Here is a 13,188-nt window from a genome sequence, read left to right as displayed (position 1 = left end):
GTCTTGTCCCGCGCGCGGGAGCCGTCGAACCCGAGCGTGATCGGCTCGCCAGCGTCGAGGGTGCCCTCGCGCTCGAACGCCGCCCACTTCTCCGTCGGGCACAGCACGCTCTCACCGGAGAGCACCTCGGAGAGGAAGAACCGGCGCCGCTCGGTCTCGAGCTTCGACTTGTCCCGCACCGCGCGGATGATCCGCTGCGACGACACGTGCCCGCCTCGCTCGCGGAGGCTGTCGCCGTACAGGTAGATGACCTCGCGCTGCAGCTGCTCGTCGTCGTCGAGGTCGACCTTCGTCCGGGCCATCTTCGCGTCGACCAGGATGTGCGGGTCCTTCGCCTCGTGCACCCGCTGCGCGTGGGACCGCTCGGTCGGGTCCCACGTGTTCGTCGCCGCGGTCCACATGCCGTTCATGCCGTCCGTCGACCGAATCAGGGTCTGCGCGAACGACAGCGGCGACCGCTGCCCACCCGAGGCGCCGGTCTTCACCGTGTCGGTCATCAGACCGTTCTCGGTGAGCGACACCTTCGTGAAGCGGCCACCGAGGCGACCGAACGCGGTCGTGGTGAGGCGCTCGATCGGGTTGCCGCACGGCAGCCGCACCTGGTCCATCGTGACGACGCCACGGGCGGTGAGCAGCTCCATGGTCGGCCCGCCGTTCTCCCACAGGAGCTGACGGCAGCGGCCGCACGGCATGAGCGGACGACCCTGGCCGTCGACGCACGCGACGGCACGCAGGCGCCCGCCGCCGGTGGCGTGCAGGGCCGAGACCATGCCGCACTCCGCGCAGAGCGCCACGCCGTACGCCGCGTTCTCGACGTTGCAGCCGAGCACGACGCGGCCGTCGTCGACGAGCCCTGCCACACCGACCTTGTACTTCGAGTACGGCGCGTACGCGCGCTGCATCACCTCGGTGGCGTACCGGGTGAGCGCGTCCCAGTCGACGGGGTCGTCGGCGGTGCTGATGCCGAGTCCGAACGAGCCGGCCACTAGCCCGCACTCCCCTTGCGGTACGGCTTGCCGTCCGCAGCCGGCATCCGCAGGCGTTGCGAGAACAGGGCGAGCACCAGCAGCGTGGTCAGGTAGGGCGTCATGCCCGTGAGGTCCTCGGGCACCGAGCTGGTGAGGAAGTACCAGAGCGCCACGACGACGCCCAGCAGCGCGGCGACCAGCGCCGAGCGGCGGCCGTGCTGACGCCACTGCCAGATCGCCAGGGCGACGAGCCCGACGGCCACGAGCAGCAGCAGGCCGTGGATCGTGTCGCCACCACCGCGCAGGCGCAGCGTGTCGGTGTAGCCGAACAGGCCGGCACCGGCCAGCAGCCCGCCGGGACGCCAGTTGCCGAAGATCATGGCGGCCAGGCCGATGTAGCCGCGTCCGCCGGTCTGCCCGTCACGGAACCCGTTGGCGGCGACCAGTGCGAGGAACCCGCCCGCCAGACCGGCGAAGGCGCCGGACGTGACGACGGCGACGAACTTGTAGCGGATCACGTCGATGCCGAGCGACTCGGCGGCCGCCGGGCTCTCGCCGACCGACCGCAGGCGCAGGCCGAACCGCGTGCGCCACAGGACGTACCAGGTGAGCGCGAACAGGGCCAGCGAGATCAGCGTCAGGACGCTGAGGTTCGAGACGAGCGCACGCAGGAGCGCGGCCGCGTCGGACACGAGGAACCAGTTCTTCGCCTCGAGGTCGCCGAGCGGGTCGGCGAGCGCGCTGATCGTGATCGCCGGCAGGTCGTCGACGCGGGGCGACTGCGTCTGCCCACCTCCGGGGACGCCCGTGAACGCCAGGACGGCCAGGTACTGGACCGCGCCGAGGGAGATGATGTTGATCGCGACGCCGGAGACGATGTGGTCGACGCCGAACAGGACGGTGGCGATCGCGTGCAGCAGGCCGCCCGCGGCACCCAGCAGGATCGCGCCGAGCACGCCCTGCCACGGTCCGTAGAAGTACCCGAAGTAGCCGGCCCCGAACGTGCCGAGGATCATCATGCCCTCGAGGCCGATGTTGACGACGCCCGCACGCTCGGCCCAGAGACCGCCCAGACCGGCCAGGCCGATGGGCACGGCGGCGACCAGCGTGGCGCGCAGGGTGCCCGACGACGCGAGGTCGTCGGCGCCGGTGACGACGCGCAGCACCGCCAGGAGCAGGAGCAGCCCGGCCAGGCCGAGCAGCACCTTGGCGAACGAGACGCGGGAGCGGCCCGCGGGGGCCGTCGGCGCGCCGCCGACGGGAGGGGTGGCCACGCTCATCGCCGCACCTCCGTGGGAAGAGCACGGTACGGAGGTGCCGCGCTGAGGTGTTCGTGGATCACTCGCTGGCGCTCGCTCATCGCCGCACCTCCGTGGGAAGAGCACGGTACGGAGGTGCCGCGATGAGGTGTTCGTGTTTCCCTCGCTGGCGCTCGTTCATCGGTCTGCTCCCTCCGTGGTGGCGCCGGTGCGTCGTTGGGCGTCGAGCGCGGCGGCGACCTGGCGCTGCTCGAGGCGCACGCCGTAGCGACGCACCACCTCGTAGGCGATGACGACGGTCAGCACGATGACGCCCTGCGTGATCTTGACGATGTCGGGCGAGACGTCCTGCAGGATCTGCAGCGGGTTCGACTGCTCGTCGAGGAAGGCGAAGAGCAGCGCGCCGAGCGCGATGCCGACGGGGTGGTTGCGGCCGAGCAGCGCGATCGCGATGCCCGCGAAGCCCAGCCCGGACTGGAAGGTCGAGCCGTACGCGAACGCCTCGCCGAACAGGATGGGCAGGCCCACCAGGCCGGCGGCGGCACCGGAGAGCAGCATCGAGACGAGGATCATCTTCTTCACGTCGATGCCGGACGCCACGGCCGCGGTCTCCGACAGGCCCGTCGCCCGCAGGTCGAAGCCGAAGCGGGTCTTGTTGATCACGAGCCAGTACACGACGCCGACGACGATCGCGATGAAGACGAAGCCGTACACCTCGTTCGGCGACCCGGGGAAGAGCGTGAACCCGGGGATGCGGCTGCCCTCGGGGATCTCCTTCGTCGCGGTGATGTTGGAGCCGGGGTCGTTCACGGCGGCCTTGCGCAGCAGGAAGGCCACGAGCGCCGTCGCGATGGCGTTGAGCATGATCGTCGAGATCACCTCCGAGACGCCACGCGTGACCCGCAGCAGGCCCGCGATGCCGGCCCAGGCGGCACCCACGAGCATCGCGGCCAGGATGGCGGCGGCGGTGTTGAGCCAGCCGGGCAGCCACGCCTCGCCGGCCACGACCGCGGCGGCGAACGACGCGACGCGGTACTGGCCGTCGACGCCGATGTTGAAGAGGTTCATCCGGAAGCCGATGGCCACCGCGACGCCCGAGAGGTAGTAGACGGTGGCGCTGTTGACGATGTTCGTCAGGCCGCGCGCCTCCGGGATGCTGAGGATCTGCCCCCACACCCCGCCCACGGAGTCGCCCGCCACCACGAGCACGAGGCTCGTGATGAGGAAGGCCGCCACGAGGGCGAGCGCGGGCGCAGCGACCGCGAGGCCGATGCGCTTGAGTCGCTGGTCGGTCATGCGACGTCTCCTGCTGCGTCGTCGCCGGCGCCGGTCATGGCCGAGCCGAGCTGCTGGGGGGTCACGGTCGCCGGGTCGAACACGTCGGGGACGAGACGGCCGCGCAGGATCACGCGGATGGTGTCGGACAGGCCGATGAGCTCGTCGAGGTCGGCGGAGATGAGCAGCACCGCCAGGCCGTCGCGGCGGGCCCGCTTGATGTGGTCCCAGATGGCGGCCTGGGCGCCGACGTCGACGCCGCGCGTCGGGTGGGCGGCGACGAGCAGGCTCGGCTCGCCGGTCATCTCGCGACCGATGATGAGCTTCTGCTGGTTGCCTCCCGACAGCGCCCGGGCCAGCACGTCGATGCCGGGCGTGCGGACGTCGTACTCCTCGACGATGCGCTGGGTGTCGGAGCGGGCGCCCTTGCGGTCGATGAAGGGGCCGGAGACGTTGGGCTCGCGGGTCTGGTGGCCCAGCACGCGGTTCTCCCACAGCGGCGCGTCGAGCAGCAGCGCGTGGCGGTGCCGGTCCTCGGGGATGTACCCGATGCCGGCCTCGCGGCGCCGCCGCGTCGACAGCCCGGCGAGGTCGGCGCCCGACAGGCGCACGGAGCCGGTGGCACCGGGACGCATGCCCATGATCGCCTCGACGAGCTCGGCCTGGCCGTTGCCCTCGACCCCGGCCACGCCGAGGATCTCGCCACGGTGGATCGTCAGGTCGACGTCGGACAGGAGCGGACGGCCGCCGGTGCCGGCGAGCCCGGTCGTGGGCGCCGGCAGCGTCAGGTCGCGGACCTCGAGCACCGGCTGGTCGGTCACCGTCGACGTCTCGGTGCTGGGGCTCGGCAGCTCCGAGCCGACCATGAGCTCGGCCAGCTGGCGCGAGGTGACGCCGGCAGCGGGACGGGTGTCGACCGTCGTGCCGCGTCGGACCACCGTGACCGTGTCGGCGACCGAGAGCACCTCGTCGAGCTTGTGGGAGATGAAGATGACCGCGAGGCCCTCGGCCTTCAGCTCGCGCAGGTTGTCGAAGAGCTCGTCGACCTCCTGCGGGACGAGCACGGCCGTCGGCTCGTCGAGGATGATCACCGACGCCCCGCGGTAGAGCACCTTGAGGATCTCGATGCGCTGGCGGGCGCCGACGCCGAGGGCCTCGACGAGCACGTCGGGATCGATGTCGAGGCCGTACGCCTCGGACAGGCGCCGGATCTCGGCGCGGGCCGCGTCGCCGATGCCGTGCAGCTTCTCGGCACCCAGCACGACGTTCTCGAGCACCGTGAAGTTGTCGGCCAGCATGAAGTGCTGGAAGACCATGCCCACGCCCGCAGCGATCGCGTCGGACGGGGAGCCGAGGTCGACGGGACGGCCCTGGATCTCGATCGTCCCGGAGTCCGGCTTCTGGACGCCGTAGAGGATCTTCATGAGCGTCGACTTGCCGGCACCGTTCTCGCCGACGATGGCGTGCACGGTGCCGCGGCGGACGTCGATGTCGATGTCGTGGTTGGCGATGACGCCCGGGAACGTCTTGCCGATGCCCCGCAGCCGGACGACGACGTCGCCGGTCTCGGGGTTCGTGGTGCCGTCGGGGACGGACGTGGTCACGCAGCACTCCTCTGCGGAGGGCCCGACCGTCGGCCGGGCGGGTGTCAGCGGGGTCGAGCAGGTCGGACGAACGGGTCACGGTCCGGCCCCACGCTCGCGCGCAGGGCCGGACCGCGTCAAGCCGTCAGGATCGCAGGGATCCTCGTCACTCGCTGGGGACGGTGATGGAACCGTCCACGATCTGCTTCTTGTACTCGTCCAGCTTGCTGGCGATGTCGTCGACCTGGCCACCGGTCTTGGAGTAGCCGACGCCGTCGACCTTGAGGTCGTAGACGGTCGGGCCGGTCGGCACCTTGCCGTCGGCGACACCCTGCAGGTAGGAGAACACGGCGACGTCGATGTTCTTCAGCATCGAGGTCAGGATGACGTCGCGCACCGACGGGTCGGCCGTGAGGGCCTGGTCGGAGTCGACGCCGATCGCCTTGGCGTCGGCGTCCTTCGCGGCCTCGAACACACCCGCGCCGGAGCCGCCGGCCGCGTGGTAGACGATGTCGGCACCCTTGTCGAACATGCCCTCGGCGGCGGTCTTGCCCTTCGCCGGGTCGCCGAAGCCGCTGAAGTCCGGCGGCTGCGTCAGGTAGCGGCTCTGGATCTCGATGTCGGGGTTGACGGCCTTGGCGCCCGCCTCGTAGCCGACCTCGAACTTCTTGATGAGCGGCGTCTCGACGCCACCGACGAAGCCGATGTTGTCGGACTCGGTCTTCAGCGCCGCGGCGGCGCCGACGAGGAAGGAGCCCTGCTCCTCGGCGAACAGCAGGTTCGCGATGTTGTCGCCCTCGACCGCGTCGTCGACGATCGCGAAGTTGACCTCGGGGTTCTCCTTGGCGATCTTGCCGACCGCGGAGGAGTACGCGAAGCCCACGGCGATGACGGGGTTGTACCCGGCGTCGACCAGCTGCTGGAGGCGGCCCTCGCGCGCCGACTCGGCCTCGCCGTCCTGCGCCTCGGCGGTCTGCACCTCGAAGCCCAGCTCGCACTCGGCCTTGTCGAGGCCCTTGGCGGCGGAGTCGTTGAACGACTGGTCACCGCGACCGCCCACGTCGAAGGCCATGCCGACCTTGGTGTCGACCTTGGCGACGCAGTCCTTGCCGCTGGCGCTGCTGTCCTCGCTGTCGGTGCTCTTCTTCGCGCAGCCCGCACCAGCGAGCACGAGCGCGGCCACGCCGGCGACGGCGGTGACCTTCGTGAGACGACGCAATGTTCCTCCTCAGACTTCGCCGGCGAGCCCGGCACGCCTGCACCCTAACCGCGCGCAGGGTCCCGCGGGAGGGCCTCGGGGCGATTGCTCCGGGCCGTAACCGGATCGTCACCTTGCCAGGTCGGCGGGGGCGCGCTAGTGCAGCGTCGAGCAGGCCAGGACCTTCGCGCCGACGGCGATCGCGCGCTCGTCGATGCGTAGGTTGCCCTGGTGGAGGTCGTACGTGGGGCCGTCCGGCGTGCGGGTGCCGAGCCGTCCCATGGCGCCCGGCACCGCCTCGACGTACCAGGCGAAGTCCTCGCCGCCGAGGCTCTGGCTCGTCGTCGCGACGGCGGCGGGTCCGATGGCGTCGGAGACGGCCCGTCGCAGGACCTCGGTGACGCCGAAGTCGTTGACGACCGGCGGGACGCCGCGCACGTAGGTGACGTCGGCGCTGACGCCGAACGGCTCGATGATGTCGGCGATGAGGCCGCGGACGAGGTGCTCCGCCTGGTGCCAGGCGGCGGAGTCGAGCATGCGCAGGGTGCCGCTCAGCTCACCCGTGGAGGGGATGACGTTGGGCGCGTTGCCGGCGCGCACGGAGCCCCAGACGAGGCTCGCGCCGGACCGCGGGTCGAAGCGGCGCGAGAGCACCGCGGGCAGCTGGGTGACCAGGCTCGCGAGGGCGTAGGTGAGGTCCTCGGTGAGGTGCGGTCGCGACGTGTGCCCGCCGCGACCGGAGAGGGTCACCTGGATCCGGTCGGACGCGCCGGTGATCGGGCCCTCGCGCAGGCCGACCTGGCCGACGTCGAGCGAGGGGTCGCAGTGCAGCGCGACGATGCGGGAGACACCACGCAGCACCCCGGCGGACAGGAGCCGCAGGGCACCACCGGGCATGACCTCCTCGGCCGGCTGGAAGATCAGCCGCACGCGGCGGGGCAGACCGCCCGCCTGGTGCAGCTCCTGCAGCGCGACCGCGGCACCCACCAGGGCCGAGACGTGGACGTCGTGGCCGCAGGCGTGGGCGACGCCCGGCACGGTGGAGCGCCAGGGGTCGGACGTCGTGTCGTCGACGGGCAGCGCGTCGAGGTCGGCGCGCAGCGCGACGATCGGCCCCTCCTCGGGCCCGACCTCGGCGACCAGCCCGGTGCCCTCGAACCGCTCGTGGACGAGACCCAGCTTGTCCATCCAGCCGGCCACCACGTCGGTGGTCCGCTCCTCGTGCCACGACAGCTCGGGGCTGGCGTGCAGGTCGCGGCGCAGCTCGATCAGGTCGGGCGTGACGACCTCGATCGAGCGGGCGATGGCTTCGACGGACATTCGGCCAGGATAGTCCCGCCCGGCACGTCCCGCGGGACGTGTCCGCCGAGCGGCCGTCGTCGTCGCGGTCGGCGCGCCGACAGGGCGCGCCGGAAGGGTCGGGGCCGAGCAGGGGTCAGGCCAGGGCGCGGCGGATCGACTCGACCGTCTCGTCGGCGAGCGCGTCGAGCCGGCGGCGCAGCACGAGCGGCGCGAGCTGGTGCAGCGGGAACGGGAAGTCGAACTGCGCCCGGTAGTGGACCTGCGTGGCGGTGTCGTCGACGGGGGTGAACGACATGACGTCGGTGGCGGTCGTGCGTCCGTTCACGCCCTTGCAGGCGAAGAAGGCCGGCGGGTCGAAGCCGACCGTCTCGTACTCGAGCGTGACGGTGCGCCCCATGAACCGCGACCGGTTCGCGTACCGGGTGCCCATGCCGCCGTCACCCGACAGGCGCGTCGTCTCGATCGTGCCGGGGTCCCAGTGCTCGGTGTTCTCGAAGTCGCTGAGGAAGGCGAAGACCTCCTCGACCGGCCGGGGCAGGGTGAAGGTGCGCTCGACGTCCATGCTGCGAGCGTAGGCGAGCCACCAGCTCGGCGACGTCGCGGCGCTGGATCTCGCGTCCGTGCGCGTAGAACGCCAGCGCGACGGCCACGCCGAGCAGCGACAGCGACCCACCACCGATCAGCGTCCAGCGGGCACCGAACGTCTCCCCCACCCAGCCGATGAACGGCGAGCCGAGCGGCGTGCCGCCCATGAAGATCATGAGGTACAGCGCCGCGACGCGTCCGCGCATGACCGGCTCGGTCGTGAGCTGGATGGTGGCGTTGGCCGCCGTGATCATCGTCAGCGCGCAGAGGCCGAGCAGCGGGAGCACGAGCGCGTAGGTGAGGTAGTCGGGCATCAGCCCCGCGACGATCTCGACGACGCCGAACGCGATGGCCGCCCCCACCACGAACCGCAGTCGCGGCCGTTCGCGCCGGGCGGCCAGGAGCGCGCCGGCCAGCGAGCCGATCGCCATGACCGAGCCGAGGATGCCGTACTCCCCCGCGCCCTTGTCGAAGACGTCGGTCGCCATGAGGGCGCTGGTCATCTGGAAGTTCAGGCCGAAGGTGCCGACCGCGAACACGATGGACAGGACGAGCACGAGGTCGGGCCGGGCGCGGACGTACCGGACGCCCTCGCGCACCGCGCCCTTGCGACTGCCCATGACGGGCGCGGGCGAGAGCCGTGCGGGGTCGAGGCGCTGCAGCGAGGCGATGACGGCGAGGTAGCTGACGGCGTTGGCCAGGATGACCCAGCCCGTCGCCTCGACGCCCGACCCGCCTGCGGCGATGAGCAGGCCCGCGAGCGCGGGACCGATCATGCGGGCGGAGTTGAAGGACGCCGAGTTGAGGCCGACGGCGTTGGAGAGGTCGTCGGGTCCGACCATCTCGACGACGAACGACTGGCGGGCGGGCGCGTCGAACGCGGTGCCGACGCCGAACACGAACGCCAGCACGTAGACGTGCCACGCCTGGGCGGCTCCCGTGACGGCGAGGACGCCGAGGATCGCGGCGGGCACGGCCATGGCCACCTGCGTGCAGCGCAGCACGGTCCGCTTGGGATACCGGTCGGCGACCACGCCGGCGACCGGCGACAGCAGGAGCGCAGGCAGGAACTGCAGGCCGGTCGTGATGCCGAGGGCGGTGCCGCTCGAGGTCAGCTGGAGGACGAGCCAGTCCTGCGCGACGCGCTGCATCCAGGTGCCCACGTTGGAGACGAGGGCTCCCGCGGCGTAGACGCGGTAGTTGCGGACGTGCAGCGCGCGGAAGGTCGGGCTCACGACTCGGTGATCCGGGTCAGGATCGCCGACGCCTCCCGCAGCAGGGCCCGCTCGCGGGGGTCGAGCTCGGCGAGACGCTGGTGCAGCCAGGCGTCGCGACGCCGACGCTCCTCCGCGAGCGTCTTCTCGCCGAGGTCGGAGAGGCTGACGACAACCTGACGGCCGTCCTGCGGGTGCGGTGCGCGCTCGACGAGACCGTCCTCGGCGAGGCAGTTCAGGGTGCGGGTCACGCTGGGGGCGCTCACACGCTCACGGGCGGCGATCGACGACGGCGACGTCGGACCCAGCTGGCGCAGCGTGCCCAGCACGGACATCTGCGTCGGGGTCAGGTCGGAGTGCCGCTCCTGCCGGAGCCTGCGGTTGAGTCGGGCCACCGCCAGCGCGAGGTTCTGGGAGTCGGTGGGCATGTCCTTAGCCTAGGTCATTAACCATGCTAATTCAAATCTGCAACCATTCACGGGTGGGTGCGCGTGCTGTCGGGGCGACAGGTCGCTCCCTCTCGGCGACGGGGCTGCGTCGGCGTGGGTGGTCGTGGTCCTGCTTTCTGCGGGCCTCGACGGGGCAGGGGGCATGGGGTTGACCGGGCACGCCGGAGCCCTCAACCGGTGGGTCAGCAACCCCAGGAGGCGGTCTGCGGTTGAGGATCCACCGATTCGCGCGGCTTCGGGCGCTGCGGTTGCAGATCCACCGATGGAGGGCTCGAGCACGGCGCGTCGGCGCGTCGGGCGGTGAGTTCTCCACTGAGAGCCCCCGAGCGGTGGGTCCTCCATCGTCTCAGCGCTGGGATGGTGGAGAACCCACCGCCCACGGCGGCATCCAGTCGATCGGTGGAGAAGTCACCGCTCGAGGGGCACAGCGCATCCGCCCGGCCCGGACGTCACGACCGCCCGCCACCTCCGGGGAGGTGACGGGCGGTCGAGGGACGGTGCGTCAGGCCTGGCCGGCGGCCAGCGCCCCGAGCAGGTCGCGGTTGAGCCGCGAGATGACGTCGAGCGGGATGCCCTTGGGGCAGGCCGCCGTGCACTCGCCGATGTTGGTGCAGGAGCCGAAGCCCTCCGCGTCGTGCTGCGCGACCATGCTGGCCACGCGCGACTCACGCTCCGGCTGACCCTGCGGCAGCAGGCCCAGGTGGGTCACCTTGGCGGCCGTGAACAGCATCGCCGAGCCGTTCGGGCACGCCGCGACGCAGGCACCGCAGCCGATGCAGGTCGCCGCCGCGAACGCGTGGTCGGCGTCCTCCTTCGGCACCGGGAGGTTGTTGGCCTCCGGGGCCGAGCCGGTGTTGACGCTGATGTAGCCGCCGGACTGGATGATGCGGTCGAACGCGCCGCGGTCGACGACGAGGTCCTTGACGATCGGGAACGCGCCCGCGCGCCACGGCTCGATGTCGATGACGTCGCCGTCCTTGAACGAGCGCATGTGCAGCTGGCAGGTCGTCGTGACCTCGGGGCCGTGCGCGATGCCGTTGATGACGACGCCGCACGACCCGCAGATGCCCTCACGGCAGTCGTGGTCGAACGCGACCGGCTCCTCGCCGGCGAGCGTGAGCTGCTCGTTGAGCACGTCGAGCATCTCCAGGAACGACATGTCCTCGGAGACGTCGTCGAGGTGGTACCCGACCATCTCGCCCTTCGCGTCGGCGTTCTTCTGGCGCCAGACGTTGACGGTGATCTTCACTTGCAGCTCCTGTTCACTTGTACGACCGGGCCTTCATCTCGACGTACTCGTACTCGAGCGGCTCCTTGTGCAGGATCGGCTTCTCGCCGCCGAACTCCCACGCCGCCACGTAGGCGAAGCGGTCGTCGTGGCGCAGCGCCTCGCCGTCCTCGGTCTGGCTCTCGGCGCGGAAGTGACCGCCGCACGACTCCTCGCGGTTGAGCGCGTCGATGCACATCAGCTCGCCCAGCTCGAAGAAGTCGACGACGCGGCCCGCCCGCTCCAGGGTCTGGTTCAGCTCCTCGGCCTCACCGGTGACCTTCACGTTCTTCCAGAAGTCGTCGCGCAGCTCGCGGATCAGGCCGATGGCCTTCGTCAGGCCCTCCTCGGTCCGCTCCATGCCGCAGTACTCCCACATGATGTGGCCGAGCTCCTTGTGGTAGCTGTCGACCGTGCGGTTGCCGTCGACGGCCAGCAGCTTCTGGATGCGCTCCTCGACGGCCTGACGGGCCTCGAGGACCGCCGGGTGGTCCTCGGCGACCGGCTCGAACGGACCCGCGGCCAGGTAGTTGGCGATCGTCGTCGGCAGCACGAAGTAGCCGTCGGCGAGGCCCTGCATCAGCGCCGAGGCGCCGAGGCGGTTCGCGCCCTGGTCGGAGAAGTTCGCCTCGCCCGTGACGAAGAGGCCCTCGAGGTTGCTCTGCAGGTCGTAGTCGACCCAGAGGCCACCCATGACGTAGTGCACGGCCGGGTAGATGCGCATCGGCTCGGTGTACGGGTCCTCACCGGTGATCCGGGCGTACATGTCGAAGAGGTTGCCGTACTTCGCCTCGACCGCCGGGCGACCCATGCGCTCGATCGCGTCGGCGAAGTCGAGGTAGACGCCCAGGCCGCCGGGGCCGACGCCCTTGCCGTCGTCGCACTGGTACTTCGCGGCGCGCGAGGCGATGTCGCGGGGCACCAGGTTGCCGAACGCGGGGTAGATGCGCTCGAGGTAGTAGTCGCGCTCGTCCTCGGGGATGTCACGCGGGTGGCGGTCGTCGCCGGCCTTCTTCGGCACCCAGATGCGGCCGTCGTTGCGCAGCGACTCGCTCATCAGCGTCAGCTTCGACTGGTAGTCGCCGGAGACGGGGATGCAGGTCGGGTGGATCTGCGTGTAGCAGGGGTTGCCGAAGTAGGCGCCGCGACGGTGCGCGCGCCAGGTGGCCGTGACGTTGCAGCCCATGGCGTTGGTGGAGAGGAAGTAGACGTTGCCGTAGCCGCCGCTCGCGAGCACGACCGCGTCGGCCGTGTGCGACTCGATCTCGCCGGTGACCATGTCGCGGACGATGACGCCGCGCGCCTTGCCGTCGACCATGACCAGGTCGAGCATCTCGTGGCGGGTGTGCACCTCGACGGTGCCGGCGGCGACCTGGCGCTCGAGCGCCTGGTAGGCGCCGATGAGCAGCTGCTGTCCGGTCTGGCCGCGCGCGTAGAACGTGCGGGAGACCTGCACGCCGCCGAAGGAGCGGTTGTCGAGCAGGCCCCCGTACTCGCGGGCGAACGGGACGCCCTGCGCGACGCACTGGTCGATGATGTTCACCGAGACCTGCGCGAGGCGGTAGGAGTTGGACTCGCGCGAGCGGAAGTCGCCGCCCTTGACCGTGTCGTAGAAGAGCCGGTACACCGAGTCGCCGTCGTTGCGGTAGTTCTTGGCCGCGTTGATGCCGCCCTGCGCCGCGATCGAGTGCGCCCGACGCGGGCTGTCCTGGTAGCAGAAGCTCGTCACGTGGTAGCCGGCCTCGCCGAGGGTGGCCGCGGCGGACGCGCCCGCCAGGCCGGTGCCGACGACGATGATCTTGATCTTGCGACGGTTGGCCGCGTTGACCAGCTTGGCGTCGAACTGACGCTGCTCCCAGCGACGCTCGATGGGACCCGAGGGCGCCTTCGTGTCGTGGATGTCCTCGCCGTGCTCGATGAACTGCTCGGCTGCCCCGGTCGGGGTGTAGGTGTCACTCATCAGGAACCAGCTCCGAAGAAGAAGACGGCGAAGGGGACGATCAGGAAGCCACCGGCGATGACCACCGAGAGCACCCACGACGCGATGGTGATGACGGAGTCCTTGCGGGTGCTGCTGCGGTTCTGGCC

10 protein-coding genes and 1 pseudogene are annotated in these 13,188 nt (G+C 71.0%); all 11 read right to left on the bottom strand.

What is annotated here, in order from left to right:
* Positions 1–551: 551 nt before the first annotated feature.
* Positions 552–902: pseudogene (locus A6Q81_RS00210) on the bottom strand (cytidine deaminase); the annotation flags it as partial.
* Between the two features lie 83 nt (positions 903–985).
* The gene (locus A6Q81_RS00205) at positions 986–2,248 is read right to left on the bottom strand and encodes an ABC transporter permease (RefSeq protein ID WP_067854998.1); all 1,263 of its coding nucleotides are present in this window, start codon (positions 2,246–2,248) and stop codon (positions 986–988) included.
* A gap of 156 nt (positions 2,249–2,404) precedes the next feature.
* Entirely contained in the window at positions 2,405–3,523 is a 1,119-nt protein-coding gene (locus A6Q81_RS00200; protein WP_067854995.1) for an ABC transporter permease, read from the bottom strand.
* On the bottom strand, positions 3,520–5,106 hold the full coding sequence (locus A6Q81_RS00195) for an ABC transporter ATP-binding protein (protein WP_286689121.1): 1,587 nt from the start codon (positions 5,104–5,106) through the stop codon (positions 3,520–3,522). The genes A6Q81_RS00200 and A6Q81_RS00195 overlap by 4 nt, the downstream gene beginning before the upstream one ends.
* Positions 5,107–5,251: 145 nt before the next feature.
* Positions 5,252–6,304, bottom strand: coding sequence for a BMP family lipoprotein (locus tag A6Q81_RS00190; protein WP_286689120.1), 1,053 nt, complete (start codon positions 6,302–6,304; stop codon positions 5,252–5,254).
* A gap of 135 nt (positions 6,305–6,439) precedes the next feature.
* Positions 6,440–7,603, bottom strand: a complete 1,164-nt coding sequence (locus A6Q81_RS00185) for an amidohydrolase (RefSeq protein WP_067854987.1) — start codon at positions 7,601–7,603, stop codon at positions 6,440–6,442.
* A 115-nt stretch (positions 7,604–7,718) separates the two neighbouring features.
* Positions 7,719–8,123, bottom strand: coding sequence for an SRPBCC family protein (locus tag A6Q81_RS00180; RefSeq protein ID WP_286689122.1), 405 nt, complete (start codon positions 8,121–8,123; stop codon positions 7,719–7,721).
* Positions 8,023–9,405, bottom strand: coding sequence for an MFS transporter (locus A6Q81_RS00175; RefSeq protein ID WP_286689119.1), 1,383 nt, complete (start codon positions 9,403–9,405; stop codon positions 8,023–8,025). The genes A6Q81_RS00180 and A6Q81_RS00175 overlap by 101 nt, the downstream gene beginning before the upstream one ends.
* The gene (locus A6Q81_RS00170; protein WP_067854981.1) at positions 9,402–9,812 is read right to left on the bottom strand and encodes a MarR family winged helix-turn-helix transcriptional regulator; all 411 of its coding nucleotides are present in this window, start codon (positions 9,810–9,812) and stop codon (positions 9,402–9,404) included. The genes A6Q81_RS00175 and A6Q81_RS00170 overlap by 4 nt, the downstream gene beginning before the upstream one ends.
* 523 nt (positions 9,813–10,335) lie before the next feature.
* Complete coding sequence (locus tag A6Q81_RS00165; RefSeq protein WP_067854979.1) at positions 10,336–11,082, bottom strand: succinate dehydrogenase/fumarate reductase iron-sulfur subunit; 747 nt, start codon at positions 11,080–11,082, stop codon at positions 10,336–10,338.
* Positions 11,083–11,095: 13 nt separating this feature from the next.
* Positions 11,096–13,060, bottom strand: coding sequence for a fumarate reductase/succinate dehydrogenase flavoprotein subunit (locus tag A6Q81_RS00160; RefSeq protein ID WP_067854976.1), 1,965 nt, complete (start codon positions 13,058–13,060; stop codon positions 11,096–11,098).
* Positions 13,061–13,188 lie beyond the last annotated feature (128 nt).

This window comes from Aeromicrobium sp. REDSEA-S38_B2, from assembly GCF_001628525.1.
Taxonomy (GTDB): domain Bacteria; phylum Actinomycetota; class Actinomycetes; order Propionibacteriales; family Nocardioidaceae; genus Aeromicrobium; species Aeromicrobium erythreum.
This window is presented reverse-complemented; position numbering and strand designations above follow the sequence as displayed.